This is a genomic window from Nonomuraea sp. NEAU-A123, assembly GCF_018603905.1.
Classification (GTDB): domain Bacteria; phylum Actinomycetota; class Actinomycetes; order Streptosporangiales; family Streptosporangiaceae; genus Nonomuraea.
Genome location: NZ_JAHFZZ010000009.1, coordinates 457835 through 478093, shown reverse-complemented (window position 1 = coordinate 478093; position 20259 = coordinate 457835). Strand labels below are relative to the sequence as shown.

At 65.6% G+C, this 20259-nt stretch carries 12 protein-coding genes, 1 tRNA gene and 1 pseudogene; 7 read left to right on the top strand and 7 right to left on the bottom strand.

Annotated elements, in window-relative coordinates:
* Positions 1 to 16: 16 nt before the first annotated feature.
* The gene (locus tag KLK06_RS29825) at positions 17 to 388 is read right to left on the bottom strand and encodes a YciI family protein (RefSeq protein ID WP_214638940.1); all 372 of its coding nucleotides are present in this window, start codon (positions 386 to 388) and stop codon (positions 17 to 19) included.
* A 393-nt stretch (positions 389 to 781) separates the two neighbouring features.
* Between KLK06_RS29825 and KLK06_RS29820 the strand changes: the two genes are divergently transcribed.
* From KLK06_RS29820 to KLK06_RS60255, 3 genes and pseudogenes are all read left to right on the top strand, one after another.
* Positions 782 to 855, top strand: a tRNA-Leu gene (locus tag KLK06_RS29820).
* A 254-nt stretch (positions 856 to 1109) separates the two neighbouring features.
* Positions 1110 to 2494 (top strand): annotated as a pseudogene (locus KLK06_RS29815) (ISL3 family transposase).
* 516 nt (positions 2495 to 3010) lie between these two features.
* Positions 3011 to 4870 carry an ATP-dependent endonuclease gene (locus tag KLK06_RS60255; protein ID WP_214638939.1) on the top strand — a complete coding sequence of 620 codons (1860 nt, stop codon included), beginning with the start codon at positions 3011 to 3013 and terminating at the stop codon, positions 4868 to 4870.
* 567 nt (positions 4871 to 5437) lie between these two features.
* Here KLK06_RS60255 and KLK06_RS62530 read toward each other — a convergent pair.
* Complete coding sequence (locus KLK06_RS62530) at positions 5438 to 9175, bottom strand: WD40 repeat domain-containing protein (RefSeq protein WP_214638938.1); 3738 nt, start codon at positions 9173 to 9175, stop codon at positions 5438 to 5440.
* A gap of 747 nt (positions 9176 to 9922) precedes the next feature.
* Positions 9923 to 10852, bottom strand: coding sequence for a hypothetical protein (locus KLK06_RS29800; protein WP_214638937.1), 930 nt, complete (start codon positions 10850 to 10852; stop codon positions 9923 to 9925).
* A 165-nt stretch (positions 10853 to 11017) separates the two neighbouring features.
* On the opposite strand from KLK06_RS29800, the gene KLK06_RS29795 reads away from it, so the two are divergent.
* The 3 genes from KLK06_RS29795 to KLK06_RS29785 all read left to right on the top strand — a co-directional run bounded on the left by KLK06_RS29795 (position 11018) and on the right by KLK06_RS29785 (position 13604).
* Positions 11018 to 12067, top strand: coding sequence for an SH3-like domain-containing protein (locus KLK06_RS29795; RefSeq protein WP_214638936.1), 1050 nt, complete (start codon positions 11018 to 11020; stop codon positions 12065 to 12067).
* A gap of 296 nt (positions 12068 to 12363) precedes the next feature.
* Entirely contained in the window at positions 12364 to 12822 is a 459-nt protein-coding gene (locus tag KLK06_RS29790; protein ID WP_214638935.1) for a hypothetical protein, read from the top strand.
* 182 nt (positions 12823 to 13004) lie between these two features.
* Positions 13005 to 13604, top strand: coding sequence for a hypothetical protein (locus KLK06_RS29785; protein WP_214638934.1), 600 nt, complete (start codon positions 13005 to 13007; stop codon positions 13602 to 13604).
* Positions 13605 to 13828: 224 nt separating this feature from the next.
* Here the strand turns inward: KLK06_RS29785 and KLK06_RS29780 are convergent, their stop codons facing one another.
* Entirely contained in the window at positions 13829 to 14071 is a 243-nt protein-coding gene (locus KLK06_RS29780; protein WP_214638933.1) for a hypothetical protein, read from the bottom strand.
* A 338-nt stretch (positions 14072 to 14409) separates the two neighbouring features.
* Between KLK06_RS29780 and KLK06_RS29775 the strand changes: the two genes are divergently transcribed.
* Positions 14410 to 14898 (top strand): hypothetical protein, encoded by a 489-nt coding sequence (locus KLK06_RS29775; protein WP_308168504.1) that lies wholly within the window; start codon positions 14410 to 14412, stop codon positions 14896 to 14898.
* A gap of 670 nt (positions 14899 to 15568) precedes the next feature.
* Here KLK06_RS29775 and KLK06_RS29770 read toward each other — a convergent pair.
* From KLK06_RS29770 to KLK06_RS29760, 3 genes are all read right to left on the bottom strand, one after another.
* Entirely contained in the window at positions 15569 to 16255 is a 687-nt protein-coding gene (locus KLK06_RS29770; RefSeq protein ID WP_214638931.1) for a FadR/GntR family transcriptional regulator, read from the bottom strand.
* 366 nt (positions 16256 to 16621) lie between these two features.
* Complete coding sequence (locus KLK06_RS29765; protein ID WP_214638930.1) at positions 16622 to 18523, bottom strand: sialidase family protein; 1902 nt, start codon at positions 18521 to 18523, stop codon at positions 16622 to 16624.
* A 259-nt stretch (positions 18524 to 18782) separates the two neighbouring features.
* A complete protein-coding gene (locus KLK06_RS29760) occupies positions 18783 to 20258 on the bottom strand; it encodes an alpha-N-arabinofuranosidase (RefSeq protein WP_214638929.1) in 1476 nt (491 codons plus the stop codon).
* Position 20259: the final 1 nt, after the last annotated feature.

Below are 20259 nucleotides of genomic sequence, written 5' to 3'. Positions count from 1 at the left end.
CACGCCGGTCGTTCCCCTATAGCTCCAGCCCCTTCATGTCGAAGATCGGCCGTACCTCCACCTCGTTGAAGGCCGCGTCGGGCACCTTGGCGGCCAGCTCCACCGCCCGCTCCATGCTGTCGCACTCGATCAGGTAGAACCCGGCCAGATGCTCCTTGACCTCGGCGAACGGCCCATCGCTTGTCATCGTCATGCCCTCGCGTACCGCGACCCGCTTGGCCGTCGACTGGTCGGCCAGCCCCTCCGACACGATCAGCTCGCCAGAGGCGGCCAGCTCTTCGGTGAAGGACAGATGGCCGCGCCCGAACTCCATGCGCTGCTCGTCGTTCAGCGTCTCCCAGACCGCCCGGCTCGTCGGGTTGCTGTAGATCAGAATGAGGTACTTCACCGGTGGCCTCCATACGGTCTCGACGATGCCGGTAACCAATATGTCGAAGCCGCCCTCGTGCCCTCGACATCCCCCTGCGGTAAATACGTGGCATTCGCCGCGATCATCCGGCTACCGTGGAGCACGTCCACCACGACAGGAAGGCAGTGCAGTGACCTACGCGAAGTCCCTCGAACTGCTTCCTGAGTTCCTCGGACCGGATTCCGGGTGATCCCTCGTAAAGAGACGACGCCGCCCGGAAACCTGCCGAGGCGGCTTTTTTCATCTCACGGACGACGGCCCATGGAACAAGGGGCCGCGGGCCTCGGTCTGGCCGACGGGAATGGCGCCCCCCAGCCGGATACAGCCCCAGCCCCGGGCTCGGCCCACGCCAGCCGAGCCCGGGGCTAACAAGCCGCTCTGGCCCAACTGGCAGAGGCGCCGCCCTCAGGAGGCGGAGGTTCAGGGTTCGAATCCCTGGGGCGGCACACAGAAGACCCTGAACTTTCAAGTGCTCCCTGCGCGGGACCCACTAGGGGACGCGTTGATGTGCCCTCTGAGCAGGGCCTTTTTTTGCAGGTCAGAGGTCAGTTCCGAGTCGGCAGGCGAAGACCGAGGCGGTCTGTCGGCTTCCGCAGCGGCGGTCTGGGGGGACTGTACGGTTTTCGGCTCTGGCCCGTAATCGGTGGTGGCGCTGAGTGATCACCTGCCAGGCTAGCCCGTGCTGAAGATCGACGATCTTATGGGTGTGGCGTTTGCGGGTCTGTCTGCCCTGGTCATCGAAGGAGTGAAGGACGAGGACGACCTCATTCCTGTCATGGCCCGTACTCGCGGTGCACCGATACCGTGCCCGGTGTGCGGGACGCTGACCGGTCGGGTGCACGGCTACTACAGCCGGACGGTGGCCGATGTCCTGGTCGATGGGCGGCGGGTGGTGGTGTCGGTACAGGTACGGCGTCTGCTCTGCCCGGCGTGGGGATGCTCTCGGCAGACGTTTCGTGAGCAGGTGCCCGGGCTGCTCGAGCGCTACCAGCGTCGAACCAGCAGGCTCACCGGCCAACAGGGGGCAGTGGTCAAAGAGCTGGCCGACCGGGCGGGGGCTCGGCTCTCGGTGGTCCTGGCCGTCGCGGTCTCAAGGTCCACGGCACTGCGCTTGCTCATGCGGCTACCGCTGCCAGCGTTATGAGTCCCGCGAGTGCTGGGTGTCGATGACTTCGCTCTCAAGCGCCGCCACCGGTATGCCACCATCCTCACCGACGCCGAGACTGGCGAGCGGATCGACGTCCTGGAGGCCTGGCTGCGATCCCACCCTGGGGTCGAGATCGTCTGCCGCGACGGGTCGGGCGCCTACGGCGAGGCGGTTCGACGTGCCCTGCCGGATGCTGTGCAGGTCGGCGACCGATGGCACCTGGGGGCGGATCCTCTGTGACAAGGTCCTCGCTGAGGTTCGTTCCCACAGCGCCTGCTGGGCCACGGTCAACCCGCCCCGGCCCGCCGGCGTGCGCGAACAGAGCACCCGCGAGCGTTGGCAGCAGATCCACGACCTGCTCAATAAGGGTGTCGGCCTCATGGAGTGCGCCCGCCGCCTGAACTTGTCCCTCAACACCGTCAAGCGCTACGCCCGCACCCGCGAACCCGAGGCCTTACGCCGCGCTCCGCGCTTCCGGCCCCAGCGGCCCGTCATCACCCCACGCCGCCTGGCCCGTCTCCTGCTCGCCCATCCCGACCGGCTGCGCGAAAGCGACACCCAACTGGTGCAGGACCTCACGGCCGCCTGCCCCGAACTGGCCGAACTCGCCCGCCATGTCCGCGACTTCGCCGAACTCCTCACCCCAACTGCAGGCAACGACACCAAGCTCACCACCTCGATCACCACCGTCCGAGCCGCTGACCTGCCCCACCTGCACGGCTTCGCCAACGGCCTCGAACTCGACCGCGACGCCGTGAACGCCGCCCTCACCCTTCAGCACCACCGCGCTCACCACTGCCCCTCAAGTACGTGACAAGACCGAAGGGGACATGATCACCCCCAACGGCTGATTCCACGTAACTTGTAAGAGGATCATGCGGCAGATGCACGGCCGCGCCGGGTTCGACCTCCTGCGCCACCGCATCCTGCTGCAATGAAGATCACTCAGCGCCCCCACCGATTACGGGCCAGAGCCATTTACTGGACACTCTCCTGAGGAGGGCGTTCCCGATATCTATTCTCCGTAATTTTACAGTCAAAGCCAAAACTCGATTGGGTGAGAGCAGGCCGGGCGGTGCCAAACCAGCCTTAGCAGGTTATGCGCCATCTTGGGCGACGCCTGTAGGGTTTGCGCAGTGTCGCCCGGTATCGCCTCGTTGAGATTGACCTGCCAGGCGTGATGATGCCTATCGAGAACCTGACTGGGAGGCGAAGCAAGTGAAGTGTCGGCCAGCATGCCATAGGAGTTTCGCCTGATCAGAAGCGTCGGATCCTTGACAGTGAGGCTCTTGGGGTCTGACTGGAGGGGAACTTGGCCTAGGGGGCAGCGGAGGGGTTCTACGATGCTCTATGAGACTCATGAGCCTCTTGGCGGCTAGTGTTGCTAAGGGGCCGGAACTTCTTGAGGGTCTGTGCCCGGGCCCTCGCTTGAATGAACGGAGCGTCCGAGCACCGTGTATCTCAGCAGCTTCTCGGTCAGCGGTTTCCGCTCGCTCGTGAACGTGACTGACATTCCCGTTAGCAGGCCAACGATCCTCGCGGGGCATAACGACGGTGGCAAGAGTGCCGTGCTCGCCTCTCTGCAATTCCTCGTCGGTAGTTACAGCCTGGACGGGGATGACCGTACGTACATGCCGACTGGTGGCGTGGACACCCAAGGCGAGGCCTCGCGTCGGTACGAACTGAGCGTGGTGGAGGGCGTCTTTACGCTTGACGAATGGGAGCAGGATACATTCCGCCTCCCACCTCAGCTCCGAATCAGGCGTTGTGCTGGAGAAGATCTGGTCGACTCCCTTGAGTGCTGGCTGCCGATCCCGGATGACGATCGACTGCGCGACTTGTCCATGTATCGGGTGCCGGAACTCAAGGAGCTGGCGAAGGAGTTGGGGATTTCCCCTGTTCCTCAGCGAAGGGCCGAGATCGAGGACCTTCTTCGGGCATACGCATCCGAACGCTCTGGGCCTCCCGGATGGGTCGCTGCCCCGGCCAGCCTCGCCGGGCGACTGCCTCAGGTGCTGGCGTTCGGCGGTCGCGCGTCAGCGATCGAAGACTCTATGAGGTCGGTCCTGCATGGCCGCTTCCAGGCGCATATGGCCGATGAAGTCCTGCAGGAGCGATTGCAGACAATCGAAGCCGATGTCAAGGAGCGGCTTCGCGCGGACGCCAAGTCTCTGTGCGATCACATTCGAAGTCGTTGCCCGGACTTCGCCGACGTGTTCGTTGAGCCTGAGATCTCCTTCACACAGGCATTTCGTGGAGCTCGCTTGCGGCTCGCTCGGACTTCGGGGGAGCACGTCGGGCTGGACCAGTCCGGTCAAGGCAGCACGCGGCGCATCGGGCTGGCCATCTGGGAATGGACGAGCCGACTTCTCTCTTCCGAGGAGGACGTGGAGCCCGAGGCTCCGCTGGAGGAAGGTGACGCGTTGCAGCCGACTCGGTGCCAGACGATCATTGTCTACGATGAGCCGGACACGCACCTTGACTACAGTCACCAGCGCAAGATCATGCAGCTCATCCGCGAGCAGTCGGCCATCTCGCACGTAAGCGTCATCGTCGCCACACACTCGATGAACCTCATCGATGGTGTCGATATCTCCGACGTGGTCAACCTGAAACTCTACGAGGGCCGTACCGTGATGGAGCGGCTCGGCGCGGAGGATCACGACAGTATCGACCTGCACCTGCAACAGCTTGCCGCCGCCTTGGGGCTTCGCAATTCTGTCTTGCTGCATGAGCGCTGTTTTCTTGCGGTGGAGGGGCCGTCGGAGCAGCGCGCGTTTCCGTTGTTGTTCCGGTTGTCCGAGGGGATGTCTCTCCAATCGGCTGGCATAGCTCTTTGGGCCTGCTGTAACAACGAAGGCGCGCTACATCTCGCTCGCTACCTGTTCGAGCACGGTCGTACCGTCGTGGTCGCGGTCGACGCTGACAGCCGAAACGCGGGCAAGGGCATGTTCAAGGAAGAGCGGTTGCGGCGCACATTCGGTGAAAAGACCCGCGAGATCGTAAAGATGATCGGTGAGCCAGAAGGCTTCAATGAGTTCGAAGAGCTGTTCGGCGACGATATGTGGGCCGTGGTGGCCAACAAGGTGTGGCCCAGAAACGATTCTCTATGGAGCGCGGAAGACTTCAAGGCGCTCCGGGGTGGTGGAAAATTCAGTTCGAGGGTGCAGAGCATGCTCCACGAGCAGAGTGAGCAGGGGCCAGGCGGCAAGCCCGAGATGATGTTTCAGCTGGCATTGGCCCTGACGCAACCCTCCGAGGTGCCGACTCAACTCCGGGAGATGTTCGCCGAGCTCAGGCAACGAGCGGCCTGAACTCTGTCAGACGGGCTTGTCCGCCGGTTTCTTGATTGCGTTGCCGGCGGGCGCGCATGCGTTCCTTGCGCTGCTCTGACGTCGGTGCCTCCCATTGATGCCAGCCCACTGGAGGTTTCCAACGCTGAAAATGGTTTCGCTCTTCGACGCCACACCACCGACATCCGTTGGGCGCAGGTATGTGCTGGTCAGAGCCATGGACATCCTGAGACATCGCCTCTCCTCTCTATGCTGATTCTGTCGGAGAGCCCCGACAATTCTTCTGATTCACCACAGGCTCGACAGGCAAACCTTAGGGAGCAAAGTGCGTACCGAGCGGCCGCTCAAGTGAAGGGTGGGAGTCCAAAAGGCGTGTTCACGTTGGGCGGGCGCACCAGCCTGTGAAGAGGCCGAACTGCTCAGAGACTGCGTGTACGGTCGACATGACCGTGCAGACGGGGGACCAATGCAGCGACGATCCGCCGAGGCGCCGAAGGATGTTGGGTCGCGAACCGGTCACGTTTTCGGAACCCACTGCCGTCACCATGCTTCTCGCTGACCGTGCAGGTGCTGCCACGTATTCCGCGATCATGGTGACCGGATCGGCCTGGGCGGGCAGGCTTGACGGTAGTCCTCTTCGGGGGCGTAGGACTCCCATTGCTCTGGAGTGAGGGAGCCGTCGGCGATGGGGCACACGCTGGCGAGGATGTGGTCATCCTCAGGCAATGCAACGTTCCACAGCCGCACCGTCTGATCCTTCGAGCCGCTTGCCAAGGTCTTGCCGTCCGAACTGAAGGCCACCGTGTAAACCACGTCCGTATGCCCGCGTAGCGGCTGTCCGATCGCTCTGCGTGTTCCCACATCCCATAGCCGCAGCGTCGTGTCCTGGCTGGCACTGGCGAGCAGCCTGCCATCCGCACTGAACGCCACCTGGGTAACGGGACCACTGTGCCCGGCGAGGGGAGCCCCCAGGGCGCGACGAGTCGCGGTGTCCCAGAGGCGGACCGTCTGGTCGTCGGAGGCGCTGGCCAGCAGTGTGCCATCGGGGCTGAACGCCACCGAGTTGACATAGCCATGATGATCGGTAAGGGCGTCGCCCACCTGCCGGTGCGTGGCCACATCCCACAGTCGGACCGTCCAGTCCCAGCTTCCAGAGACGAGCGTTTTGCCGTCTGGACTGAACGCGACCTGCTTAACCTCGGCAGTGTGGCCTTCGAGCACGGCGAGCGTGCGACCAGTCTGCACGTCCCACAGGCGGACGGTCTTGTCGTCTGAGGCGCTGGCCAGGACCGTCCCGTCAGAGCTCAGCGCCACTGAGTTGATCTTCCCCGTATGGCCTGACAGAGGTGGCCCCAGCGGACGGCGCGTGGCCGCGTCCCACAGTCGCACTGTACGATCCCAGCTTCCCGTCGCCATGATTCGCCCGTCGTGTGGGGCGAACACCACGCCCCTGACGTCGGCGGCGTGGTCGGTGATGGCATCGAGTTGCCGGTAGGTCGCCGTGTCCCAGACCCGGACCGTGTCATCGTCGCTGCCAGAGGCCATCATTGTGCTGTCCTTACGGAACGCCACGGAGCTGACCACGCCGGAATGACCGGTGAGAGTGCGAATAGGACGGTCAATCGTCATGTCCCACAACCGCACGGTGGCGTCGTCGCCTGTCGTGGCGAGAATGGCTCCGTCTGGGCTGAACGCCACGCCGTAGACCGGGCCCTTGTGCCCAGGAAGGGCACGGAGCGGGCGATGCGTCCGCATATCCCATATCCACACCGTGTTGTCGATTCCGGCCGTCGCCAGCAGCGTGCCGTCCGGGCTCGGCTCAAGGCCATAGACCGTGTTGGTGTGCGCGGTGAAGGGCACGCCCAATTGCTCGCCCGTCCGCACGTCCCATGCGCGCGCCAAGTGATCCCATCCGCCGGTGAGCAGGGTGCCATCGCGGTTAAAGGCCACCGGGTTGACAGCGCCCTTGTGGCCTCGAAGTGTCCGCAGCGGCCAGCCGGTACTCGTTGTCCATAGCCGCACCGTCCCGTCGTTGCTGGTGCTCGCCAGGGTCTTCCCGTCAGGGCTGAAGGCCACACCGACGACTGTCCCGGTATGTCCTTTAAGGGTGTGGAACAGGCGATGGCTGTTCACGCTCCACAGCCGCACGGTCCTGTCGTACCCGCCGGTGGCCAAGGTCTCGCCGTCCGGGCTGAACGCCACTCCGTAGACCGTCTCCTCGTGCCCCGTTAAGGGCTTCCCGATCTGCGTACGGGACGCCACGTCCCACAGACGCACAGTGCCATCCCGACCGGTGCTGGCCAGAGTGCCACCGTCGGAACTGAACGCCACGCGAAACACGATCCCTTGATGTCCCACGAGAGTGCCGAGCAGGCGGTGGTGAGCCGCATCCCACAGCCGGACGGTTCCGTCGGCGCCAGCAGCGGCCAAGACGCCATCTTTGTTGAACGCCACTCCGTAGATAGGACCCGTGTGAGCTGTGAGGCTGCTCCGGTAGGGAGAGCGCAATACGGCGAGCAAACTGTGGCGGGCCTCCGAGGTGTCGCCGGTGTGCCAGGCTGCGGCGGCCAGGCGAGCCGACGCGATCGGGTCACCATCCGCGGCGGCCTCGCTCTGCGCCCCAAACTGTCGGGACAACGCCATCGTGTGCTGGCTCGTCGCGTTGAAATTGGCAATCACGGCGGCCATGGACGCCGCGGCCAGCCCGGCGCATAGGGCCATCAACAGGGTGTTGCGTCGGCGCCGAGCTCGCGTACGTCTGTCCTGCGCGGCGCTGCTGGCCTCTAGGAACGCGCGTTCCACCTCGTTCAGCGGTGCGTGACGGGCGGGATCGGAGGTGACGCGGTGAGCCGCGGCGCCGGCGGTCTCCAGGAGACTTCCACCATAGAGGTAGGAGATGTCTTTCCCGTGTTCAGCCCATTCCCCAGCGCTGGCGGCTAGGCGAGTACGGACGATTCGGTCGGCGTGGGTTTCGGCGAGCCAGGTATCGCGCAGCAGCGGCCAGGCGGTGAGGAGCACCTCGTGGCTGATCTCCACCGTGTCCGCCGCAAGCATGATCAGCCGCTCGCCCGTGAACGCCTCCAGCACTCTTTCCGTATCCGCCTCCTCGCCTGCGCTCATCCCTGCCGTGAGAGCGCTCCGCGTCACCCGGGCGGCCGTGTCCATGCCATCGCTGCTGGTCGCCGTCAAGCGCATGAAGATCCGCCGGGCGGTGGCTTGCTGGGACAAGGACAAGCCGTCGTACGCCCGCTGCGCACTCGCCTCGACCGCGCCTTCGATGCCTCCCGTACGCTCGTAATCGGCCAGCGTCAGCGCTTCCTCGTCGGCGCGTCCCCGCCACGCCTGGTCCAGGGCGTGGGAGAACAGCGGAAGCACCCCCGCGCCGGACACAGCCGTGGACAGCGGACCGGCGGGTTGAACGACGTGGGAGTCGGCGTTCCGCAGCAGTTCCTCCACCAATTCAGGCTCGACCTGCGCTCGTGCCTTCTTGGCCGGTTCGGTGATGGCCAGCTGCAGCTGCCGTCGTGTCATCGATGTCACCAGATACCGGTCTTGCACCGCTTCCTCAAGCTCGGGCATGTCGGCCAGGCGCGCCTCGAAATCGGCGCGCACCAAGAGCACCGCCAACGCTCGCGGCACCTTTGCCTGCATGGTGGCGGCATGCAGAGCGGTGACGAACGCGCGTCGCTGCCACTCATCGCACTGCGTGAAGACCTGCTCGAACTGGTCGACGATGAGCAGAAGCCGCGCCCCGTCCCCATACGAGGCCGCCGCTTGGGAGGCCGTGAGTGCGAAGCCCGCCGGATCGTCGTCCAGCGCTCGCCGCACCGCACCGGCGTCGACGCCAGCCCGCAGTGCCACGCCCACGGCCAATTTGTCCAGCGGTGAACCGGTCGGCGTGAACACCACGCATGGCCAGTCCGCAGCTTCTCGCGCGCCCTCCAGGCCCATACCTCGAATACGAGGCAACACCCCAGCTCGCAAAAGCGACGATTTGCCTGCCCCCGACACCCCGGAGACCACCAGGATCCCCGAATGATCCGGCATTCGCGACATCCGCTCCAGCATGTGCGCGATCGCCTTGTCCCGTCCGAAGAAGAAAGGCGCGTCCACCTCCTCGAACGCGGCCAACCCTCGGTACGGCGAGTCCACCTCGCCTGACATATTCATCAAGGGCGGGGGCGCGACCTTGTCGCTCCAGGTCAGCCTGTTCTGGTAGACGAAGACGTATTGGACGTTGCCCGTCCCGACCTGAAGCCCCTGCGCTCCGGGCGCGACGACGTTGTAGCGGTCGCCTCCTGGTGTCGCGTCCTCGTCATTGTCCACTCGACGCCTCGCGGCCCCCACGTCCGGGGGGAGGGCCTGGGAAATGGTTCTCCTGGACGTTGCCGTTGCCGATCTGCGTCCCTTGGCTCCCCGGAGCGTAGACCGTGTACGTCTGACCATGGTGTGTTTGCCGTACCTCGGGAGCGCTTCTGGGCGGAACCTTCAGCTGCTTCACACCGTCATCCCGAGGGCTGGCCGCCCGCTGCTGACCCGCCCATCCAACGATGCCGAGCATCAGGGCGCCCAGCTCACAAAACGCCGCGACCAAGCTGGCGGGGCCGATCGCCTGGGCCGGGCCCGCCGTGACGAGGTATATCCCAAGCGCTACTGCCACGGCCGTCCCGAGAACAATCGCGCCCCAGATGACAAGTCTCCACCCCATGCCCACATCATGGCGCTGGGATCTGATCGACGGTCCAGAATGAGGGCTTTACTACTCTTTAGATATATCGGCTGGTCAGGTCGAAGCTGAGCGAGAGAAAGAACGGCGGTTGACCTCCAAGTCCGCCCAAGTCTGAGCTGTGGGACGAGTTACAGATCTACCGAGTCCTCGTCTTGTTCGAGCGGTGCGCCAGCTATTCAACGTCGGACCATGCAGATCGAACTGGGGATCGGCTGCTTATCCAGGATCCCGGAAGCTTCAGCACAGCCGCTTGATCAATACCGTTGTCCGTGACGCGTGCGGCTTCCGCAACCCGGAAACCAGCAGCTATGTGAAGTCGCCCGGTTCTGTAGACACGTCAAGGTTCAGCAGTGGGGCGACCAGTAGCGGTGGTCGGCGTAGACCCAGCCCTGGTGGTCTCGGTCGGTGATGACGTACCAAAGCTGGGTGCGTCCAGTGGGTGTGCCGCGTCGCGTCACTGTGGCGATCTCGCCGGTCTTGAGAACGTCCCCGGTACGGACGTTATCTTGATTGCGCAAGGACATGTCACGAGCGGTCACCTGGTAACGGTCGCAATGATCGGCGTCCGGTGTGGGCTCGACGCTATCCGGCGCACGACCGAGGGACGGAAGCGACGAGGCAACGGGTGGTGAGGACAAGTGAGCCGTGCCTGGAAAGCCGTCGTAGACGAGTCTGATGCAAGCGGCCACGACCATAGCCCCAGCTACGCTTGCCACCGCGACGACGACGACCATGCGTCGTCGTCGCGGTGGTGCGGGCTGGGCTGTAGGGGCAGGGGTGGGTGGACCGGGCATCGGATGAGAGTAGCCGTGCAGGGAAAATGGCTGTGCCGGGGATGCGCCGCAAGGGAGCGGTTCCGGATTGGGGAGCGCGGTTTTCATGAGTGGCTGCTCTTCCAAAGGGGTGCTGCTCACCGCATGGTGATTCAGGTCGGGAGCAGGTGGAGCCTGGACAATGGCGCTGTCCGGCTCGGCGAGCAGGGTAATCGCAGGACTTGCGGCTGCAGCTTTGAACACTTTCCAGTACGCCTGCTGCTCGGTGGTGGACAGGCGCGCGTTCTTGAGCAAGTCGCCGTAGTTAGACTCCTGCGGAAGATCTCCATTGATCCACCGGTGCAGTGTGCTCCTTGAGATACCAAGTGCGCTGGCTTGAGCTTCGATGCTGGGTTTTCCCGTGAGCCGTGCGAGAGTTTTGATCATTTCCATGAGCCGTCGGCGCTCAGGGGAGATCAACCGAATTGGTTTCGCTTCGGAACCGTGTCCCACAGTGGTCATCCCATCCCGTCTCATCGTCGCAAAACCGCATGTCACAGCGGTGCTTCGTCCCAATTGATTCCGCTGTCCCACTGCGGGTTGGGCGGCAAAGGCGGCCAGGGTTGAATCCTTACCGATCGACGTCTCCTGGGAGACGAAAACCCGAGAAATGGAACGGAGTTCTCGATGACTTATTTCTCCCGCCCGCGCGGGGTCGCTTCCCTCGCGGTGGGTATCGCGGTCTCGGCAACCCTGCTGGGCGGCGTGGCCGGCGAACCAGCTGTAGCCAACGCGGGCTGGCCAACTTCGGCCGCTCGCCCGTTGACTCCGGAGCAGGCGCGCAAGAGCGAGCCCGAGACCGTCAGGGTGTTGCAGTTGAAGTATCGAATCACCAAGGCCTGCACGATCTTCTACAACCATCCCTCACGGGCGAAGACCGGCAACAAGTCCTGGATTCTCACTCCGCGCCCGGGCAAGATCACCACGATCAAGTGGCGCTATAACGCAGACGCAGATTGGGCGGTGGTCTCGGTCGGCGGGGACGGCTACCCGCATTGGGGCTTCACCGATCGCCGTGAGGGCCACACCTGTCTGGGGACCTCGATCCGCCAGGCCGCCACGGTATACAAGGACTCAAAGAAACCGGCCACCTGGTATCCCGCCGGTGTCCCGGTCCCGAACAGAATTGGGCAGGGCCGCAGTAGGCGTATGGAGTGGCGCGCCGTCGATCAAGCCCCCCGCGCAGTGAAGATCACCCGACACGGGATTGTCACCGACGAGAATGCCACCCTGCGCGACAATGCCAACTTCGTCATCGGAAACGTTCCCAAGGGCTGGCACGTCGACCGTACGGACGATGTGCGTAAGGATGGCCACTGGACCAAGGTAAGGGTCGCCGCCCTCAACCTGTGGGGCTATGTCGAGACGCGTGCCCTGCCTGACAGGAACACCCCTCAGACGACAGCCGAGAAGGACGCCGCCCATGTCTCCGCAACGCCGACTGCCTCGACGCCGCCGACCGGGCAGGTCTGCCATTGGAAGGTGACCTGGCCTACGGCGGGGGTCTACCCCACCCCCGCTCGCACCACCCCGATCAAGACTAAGCACGCCGGGGACATTGTCGGCCAATCCTGCACCACGGTTCGCAACACCACCGAGAACGAAACCTACGTCCAGGTCACCCTCGGAACCGGCGGCGCAGGTTGGATGCGTCGCAACGCACTCAATCCTGCCTAAGCTTGCGGGCTTACCGGATCCCGTCCTGACTGCACGAGTCTGGGCGGGATCGCGGCGTTAGGGACCAGCTCAGGTGTGTACAGCACCGCGATCGGCTACCCACACGCTATTGCCCCGCCTAACACCACGGTGGGCGCGCTCGGTGCCTGCAGGATTCGGGCAGGCACCGTGCCCCGGATCATGGTCAGCCTCCGCTGGCTCGTCGGCAGATGGACTCCGGTTCCTCGGTTCTTACAACATGAGAAGGTTTCGCCTCGGCTCGTGGGCCCGTGATCCGAAGTCGAGTGCGGATAAGAATGTCTCAGCTTGCTGGCAAACCGGCGGTGGCCCTTCAGCATTTTCACGAGCGCGCTCTGCTCGGTGGCGCCTGGCGCCACGAGGGCGGCGCGAGCTTGACGACCTATTTCATGGGAGCATGCCTGCGTGTCTTCCCCAACGAATATCGCAAGTACCGCGCCTCCTGTAAGCGCTGGACACAGGCACACCTTTATGAGGCGCGTACCGTAGAGCCGGACGATCGTCCCCTTGTCGGCCCTGAGGCGATCGTCGTAGGCAACGCCCGCGTATGGGAGGACCTGCGGCGGACTGATGAGCGTACCCGGGCGATCATCGCCCTGATGATCGACGGTTATACCCAGGACAAGATTGCCGAGTTACTCCAAGAGCCTTCCGTACGCGCCGTCGAGGGCGTGATTTACCGCTGGCGGAGCAGGTATAAGCATCGGAAAGGAGGCTCTGATGACGAAGAGTTCTGACGACGCCTGGTTCGATGAATTGCTTGAGCGCTCTTCGCTTGGCGCCTCGGGCGCCTACAGTCTGCGGCGCGGTACGTCACCTGCGCACGCCGAAGTCGGCCGCAGGATTGCCGAGTTCCGCAACGCGCTAGCAGTGCGGTGCCCCGGAAGCCGCACCCGCCGCCAAGGCGCTTCTGCAGGCGTTGCATCAGCTTGGCGCTCAGGTAGCGGGGACGGCCGAATTCTCCTCCGCGAACGCCTTTGAGACGCTGACCCTGGAGGAGACGCAGGCGATCCTCCTTCTGCTGACCGGCGATCATCGGCTTGCCGACGATCTCAGCATCGACGACGCCATCGTGTTCGCGCTCAGGAAACAGGCGCTCCAGAGGCTGAGGGCGAAGCCGGCGCCCGCCACGGCGCTGAAGGTTCTGGTGGCAGGAGGGCTAGGGGTCGGTAAGTCGACGTTCATCAGCAACGTGTCGACGTCGGTTTCCCGGAACAGCCGTATCACGCCTCCCGACGTTCGCGAAAACGAAGAACCGCGGCCTTCAGCAGCCGCCCAGGTGCCGATGGACCGCGGCCAAGTGAACCTCCACACTGGGTTGACCCTTAATCTTCTCGCGCTACCGGATCCGAGCCGGTTCTTGTTTGTATGGGACGATGCGGTGCAGGGGGCTGGCGGCGCGATGGTGCTGGCGGACACTCGCCATTTGGCGGACTGCTTCCCCGCCCTACTTCGAGCAGCGGGGAGTGCCGTTCGTCGTGGTCATCAACGACCGAGACGAACGCCCTCAGTTCGATGACGACGAAATCCGGGTTGCGCTGGACCTGGATTCACGCGTCCCGTTGATGCGGGTGGATGCCCGTTCGAAGAACTTGGTCATGAACTCTTTGATCGAGCTGATCAAGTATGCGGCCGTGGACGTGGCCGGTTGCCTCGTGGGCTCCACACCTCTCGTCGAGCACGGCGGGCAAGAGTAAAGGCGGTTCATCCCACGACCGGGCCGACCCTGCAGGTGTCGAATATTCATTCGTGCAGGTCAAAGTGGAGCTGGCCCGGTTTAGCGAAGTACCCCGATGCGTTCGCGTACGCCTGCTCGTCGGTGCCGTTCACCGCCTTACCAGCGACGGTGATCGTGGGTCTCACGCCTCCAGCCTGAACCTCACCGACCCCGCTGAGGGGTATGCGCACTCCGTGCGCGCGGAGCTCGCCAGCGTACTTCCTGGGGTTGGCATCGCGTATGAATCTCCCTTCCGCCAACACGATCATGCTGACTTCAGGGTCTCCAACCAACTCGGACGGGTGCCGAGCGGACCGTGCGGTGGCATCCCGATGGTAGAAGGCTTTATCCATCCACGCCATTCACGATCCCTCGGTCGGTCTGTTTACCTGGGTGTTGGCTTTGCGTGGCTCCGCTGTTCCCCGGCTCCGACGTTGTTCTGTCAGAGGACACGGGAGGCGCGGTGACGGTGGAGAACGGGCGCGAGCACTGCGTGGTCTATAAGGCGGTGTGGGTGTAGCGACGAGATGAGCGGTAGGCGGCTGGGCGGTCGCTGTGGTCAGTTGGCTGAAGTGGGCATGGGAGCTGGTATTTCGCTGTCCAAGCCGTGGGAGCGTCGGGTCGATGGGAGCGGGTTCGGCGTGGTGGGTTCGCGAGTGCTGCGGCGGCGAGATCTGCGGGGCGTGAGTTGCTGGCGGCGGAGGCGGATGGGCCGCTCTCCGCTGGGTGCACGGCCGGGCAGTGGCTGCGGTATTGGTTGTCGGTGGTGGAGCCGCGGTTGCGGCCGACCACGCACCGGGCCTATCGGGATCACGTGGGGCTGTACCTGGTGCCGTACCTGGGCCGGATCAAGCTGACGGAGTTGTCTCGGCGGGATGTGACGCGCATGTTCGTCGCGCTAGGGCGGCGGCGGAACCGGTACGGCGAGGTGGCCGGGCTGCGCTGGGTGGACGTCGATCTGGAGCGGCGTGAGTCCACTGTGGCGCATCAGCTGGTGCATACCGACGATGGGCTGGTCTTGTGTGAGCCGAAGAGTACGGCCAGCCGGCGGACTGTGGCGCTCGATCCGGAGAGCGTGCGGCTGTTGCGTCGGTAGGAGCGTGCGCAGCGTCGGCTGCTGGGGGAGCGGTGGTCGCCGATCCGTCCGGTCTTCACCCTCGGGAACGGGGCGGCGGTGCAGCCGAGCTATCTCACCCACCGGTCCCACAGGCTGGTCGCCGATAGCGCGCTGCCGCCGATCCGGCTGCTCGATTTGCGCCATGGAGCAGCCACGATAGCGCTGGCGTCGGGGACGGAGTTGAAGGTGGTGCAGGGCACGCTGGGGCATGCCAGCATCGTGCTGACCGCCGACACCTATGTGTCGGTGCTGCCGCAGCTGTATTACGACAGCGCCCGGGCGACGGCCCGGCTGGTGCTCAAGGCGGTACGCGCGAGCAACCGGAGATCGGTAAGATGCGGGCGGGGGCGTGGCTCACATGTGGCTCACCATGACTCACGATCAGATGACACGACTACAGGTACGCGTAAAACCGCAGGTCGGCGTGGTAGGGCGGGTGAGACTTGAACCCACGGCCCACGGATTACGGGCGAAACCGGTTTTTCGAGCGGGACACGGGCACCGCGATGACGGTGACCCGGTTGCGCTGGACTGTGCGTTGAGTGGCGTCTGGCCTCGGGCGGCTTGGCGCCGCGTGCCCTGCCCCCAACCTTCGGTACTGCGGACCCGAGCAGACCACCTCGCTGCCGTCGGTCTGGTGTGACCGAGGTCAGGTCCGCGCGGGTTCCGGCCGGGCCTCCGCTCGCGCGATGCGCGCCTTGACGTCGCGGAAGTGCAGCCGCATCGCCTCCCGGGCGGCCTCGGGGTCCCGAGCGCGAAGCGCCGCCACGATCCGGCGGTGGTTGACGGCGATCTCAGCGGTCCGCTCCTCCGGCGGGCCGAGCGTCGGCTCAACCTCGTGGTAGACGTCCCAGAACAGGCCGATCAGCTGCAGCACCAGTTCGTTGCCGCACGAGTCGTACAGCAGCGCGTGGAACGCCCGATCGGCTTCCCGGTCCCGATCCATGCCATTGGCCAGGGCCTCCAACGCGGCGAGCCGAGGGGCGCTGGTGCTCTGAGCCACCTGGCCGATCAGCCCGGTCTCGAGCAGCTCGCGGACCTCGACCAGATCGTTCAGCGCGCGGATCCCGCCCGCCCCCGAACGCACCCGGAAGGCGAACGACGGGGTCAGCGCTTCGAGCGACGCGTGCCCGACGAACGTCCCATGACCGTGCCGGATCTCGACGATGCCCAACGCCTGCAGGGCCCGCACGGCCTCGCGGACGCTGTTGCGGCTTGTTCCGAGCAGCTCCATCAATTGCACTTCGGTCGGCATCGGTGACTCGGGGGCCAGTCCGCGCTCGTGAATCAGGGCGACGATGCGCTCCTGAAGCGACGCGCCGTCACGTGTAGGCATGTCACCCCCAAGCTCGTCGAAGACCTGACGTCAAACATCCCACCTCTACGTCCCGGAAGGCCAGCGAGGGCGAGAAAGTTTACGCCGACGACACAGATTGTCCGTCGGACGGCCATGGCCAGTTCGCGCACAGGTCTGGGACATACGGGGGCGCTTGGCTGCACGAGTATGACCGCGGTCAACGCGGCGAGGTGATGCGCTTCCTGGCCCGGGCACAGTTGCCCGAGCTCTTCCCCGGTGCGTAGCAGGGCATCCACAGGACGTAGGACGTCCTTCGCTGCCCGGTGATCCATGGCAGGCAGCAGATAGGCGCGGCGATGACGCCCCGGGGCCCGAGAGCGCCATCGCCAAGCGGCTCGTGTCGCCTTAGCCGACGTGATCGAACGGCAGCCGCAACCCAAGCCGGCCGCCGATCGGGAGGTTCCACTGTCGGATCAGGTCCAGCTCGGGGTCGGTCACGGCGCGCCGGTAGACGCGTACCTCGTCCAGCGTCCCACGGAAGCGGTCCACACCGTCCAACCGCTGTCCGACGTGGATTCCCGCGAGCCCGAACTCCTTGCCGAGGGTCACCGAACCGGCCGGCGCCGCCGCCGACGAGACCTGCACGCCGTCCACCAGGAGCCGGAGCTCGCCACGCACCCGCTGGAGCACCACGAAGTGCCACTGCCCGTCGTTGTACGCGCTCGGCGACTGTACGGTCACGTTGAACCGGTCGATGGAGAGGACCGCCCGGATGCGGTTGCTGGCCGGCTCGGCCCGCAGCCACAGCGCCGGCGGGTTGGTGCCCCGGTTCACCCGGTGGAACCAGAGGATCGTGTGCGCGCCGACCTGCTCCGAGTAGCGGATCCAGGAGGTCAGCGTGAAGTCCTTCGCGCCGAGGTCGATGGAGTCGTTGAACGCCACCTCCACCCGGTCGTCCACCCGGTCCAGGGCCAGCCCGTCGCCGAACCGCCCGTCGGTGGTCTGCGCATCACCGCGGACATACGCCTGGTTGCGGTAGGGCGACTTGTCCGGCGTCGTCGGGCCGGGCGCCGGGGGACCGGGGATGCCGGGCGGGGTGCCGTTCGGCGTCTCCAAGTACGCCTCGTTGAACCGCGCGAACCGGATCTGCTCGTACGGCGTGATGTTGCCGGCCTCGTACATCAGGGCCGCTTCGTCGCCGTCCAGACGCACCATGTCCGAGTACGCCGACGGCCCCCAGGAGAAGATCTTGCCCTCGTCCCAGGTCTCGAAGCGGCGCGCCTCGTCGTAGGACGACCGGATCCCCATCGCTTCCCGGGCGCCCGGGTGCATCGGCGAGGAGAAGAGGATGCGCCCGTCGCTGAACCGGAGCAGCGACGCCTGGATGTCGGTCGTCGCCAGCGCCGGCACGGTGCGGAACGGGGCGTCCCACGTCTCGCCGCTGTCGCTGCTGGTCGCGTACGCCCGGCTGCCCTCGTCGGTGCCGCGTTCGCGGGCCGAGGCGTAGATCCGCCCGTCGGTCAGCTCGACGACGGTGACCTCCTGGGCGATGACCGTGCCGTCGTCGCGGGAGGTCTCGGCGCCGATGTTCCAGGTCACCCCGCTGTCGTCGCTGTAGAGCAGGTGCGTGCCGTAGACGTGCTTGCCGACCCGGTCCCAGCTTTCGAAACTCGCCCCGACGACCAGCCGGCCGGCGTGCGGGCCGAGCTTGAGCTGGATGCCGTGCATCGGGCCGGTGGCGTACCAGAAGTTCCACTCCGGACGCTTGCCCTCGGTCATCTCCCTGGCGGCCGACCAGGTCGCCCCGTGGTCGTCACTGAACTGCACCCAGGGGTCGCGGTCACAGCCGTTCGGGCACGGCTCCCCACCGTTGTGGGTGCTCACCAGCACGACCCGCCCGGTGCGTTCGTCAACGATCGGCACCGGGTTGCCGTGGGTCGTGCCGTTGCCCTCCGAAATCACCTGCAGTGGTCCCCAGGTCCGCCCGGCGTCGGCGGAACGCCGCAGCACCAGGTCGATGTCCTCGTCGTCGCCGCAGTCCTTCACCCGTCCCTCGGCGAACGCCAGGAGCATGCCGTTCGTGGCCCGCACCACAGCGGGGATCCGGAAGCAGCCGTATCCGAAGTCGCCCTGTTTGTAGAGCACCTGCTCGTCCACGAAGGGAGCGGTGCCGGCGGTCGCGCCGGCCTCGAAGGTTTCCGCCGGCGCCGCGCTCGCCGGCACACCGAACGCGCTGACAAGTAAGCCCGCAAGCACCACTGCGGCGCCCGCCCGGCGGAGCCGGGAGCGAGGATGACCATCGTGCATGTCCTCGACCTTTCTGGCAGGAGAAGATCACGAGAGGACATCCTACGTCCAACGTCCTACGTTAAATAGATGGTGAACGTAGAATGTTCACCAGGGGGCGAGTGTGTCGCCCGGCTGGTAAAAGCGTGTCCGGTGCCACCCGCCGCCTCCGCTATGTCCTCGACCCGGACGTTGTCGAGGCCGCGCCCCAGCGCGAGCTGGACCGCGGCCTCGGACAGAGCGTCCCGGGTCTCCTGCTACTTGCGTTCGCGTAGCCCGGTCAGGCCTCCAGTTGGTCGCACTCCGCAAGAATCATCGTCCACGAGGCGGCGGGCAACCGCGCCGTCAGCCGGTCACCGTCAGCCTGTACGGTCAGCGGCCGCGGAAGGGCCTCCACCCGGTGCGGGTCGTCCCCGGCGGCGATCACCGAGGCCGACACCGGCCGGACCGCCGCCGGGAGCCGGACGGTGAGGTCGAGGTCCTGGTCGGGCGAGCGGTTGACGGCGAACAGCGCCACCTGGGACCCGTCGACGGTGGCCACCGCCGACAGCGCGGGCGCCTCGCCGTACCGTTCGGTCTCCAGGAGCGGCCCGGACGGCTCCACCCGCAGCACGGTGCCGCGCGCGTGCCGGGCCGTCAGCGCGAACGGGTGGAAGATCGTCTGACGCCAGGCCGGGCCGCCGGGCTCGGTCCTGATCGGCGCGATGATGTTGGCGAGCTGCGCCTGGCAGGCGATGCTCACCCGGTCGGCGTGCCGCAGCAGCGTGATCAGGAAGTCCCCCACCACCACGGCGTCGGCGGCGTTGAAGGTGTCCTCGATCAGCTCCGGCGCCTCCTGGAACGGCGAGCGCTCGCGTCCGGTGAACCGGCTCTGGTTCCAGACGTTCCACTCGTCGAAGGACAGGTTGATCTTCTTCTTGCGCCGGAGCTTCGCCCCGATGTGGTCGGCCGTGGCCACGATGGCCGAGATGTAGCGGTCCATGTCCACGGCGCTGCAGAGGAAGCCGGGCAGGTCGCCGTTCTCCTCGTAGTAGTTGTGCAGCGACAGGTAGTCGACCGCGTCGTAGGCGTGTTCGAGCACGGTGGCCTCCCACGCGCCGAACGTCGGCATCCCGCTGTTGGAGCTGCCGCACAGCACCAGCTCGATGTCGGGGTCGACGAGCCGCATGGCCTTGGCGGTCTCGTTCGCGAGCCGTCCGTACTCGTGCGCGGTCTTGTGGCCGATCTGCCAGGGTCCGTCCATCTCGTTGCCGAGACACCAGAGCTTGATCCCGTACGGGTTGGTCACTCCGTGTTTGACCCGCAGGTCCGACCACTGCGTACCCGAGGGGTGGTTGGTGTATTCGAGCAGGTCACAGGCCTCCTGGAGGCCCCGGGTGCCGAGGTTGACGGCCATCATCGGCTCCACCTCGGCGGCCCGGGTCCAGGTCATGAACTCGTTGAGCCCGAACGCGTTCGTCTCGATCTGCCGCCAGGCCAGGTCCAGCCGGGAGGGCCGGTCGGGGCCGACGCCGTCCTCCCAGCGGTAGCCGGAGACGAAGTTGCCTCCCGGGTAACGGACCACGCTCACGCCCATCTCGCGGGTCAGTTCCAGCACGTCGGTGCGGAAGCCGTTGTCGTCCGCCGCCGGGTGGCCCGGTTCGTAGATGCCGGTGTAGACGCACCGGCCCATGTGCTCGACGAACGAGCCGAACAGGCGCCGGTCGACGGGGGCGATGCGGAAAGAGGGGTCAAGGGTCAGGTGTGCTTGCGGCACA

Coding starts and splice junctions, on each gene's coding strand:
- KLK06_RS29790 (WP_214638935.1), top strand. CDS start 12,364: ATGTCTCAGCTTGCTGGCAAACCGGCGGTGGCCCTTCAGCATTTTCAC.
- KLK06_RS29795 (WP_214638936.1), top strand. CDS start 11,018: ATGACTTATTTCTCCCGCCCGCGCGGGGTCGCTTCCCTCGCGGTGGGT.
- KLK06_RS29800 (WP_214638937.1), bottom strand. CDS start 10,852: ATGACCACTGTGGGACACGGTTCCGAAGCGAAACCAATTCGGTTGATC.
- KLK06_RS29770 (WP_214638931.1), bottom strand. CDS start 16,255: ATGCCTACACGTGACGGCGCGTCGCTTCAGGAGCGCATCGTCGCCCTG.
- KLK06_RS29780 (WP_214638933.1), bottom strand. CDS start 14,071: ATGATCGTGTTGGCGGAAGGGAGATTCATACGCGATGCCAACCCCAGG.
- KLK06_RS29765 (WP_214638930.1), bottom strand. CDS start 18,523: ATGCACGATGGTCATCCTCGCTCCCGGCTCCGCCGGGCGGGCGCCGCA.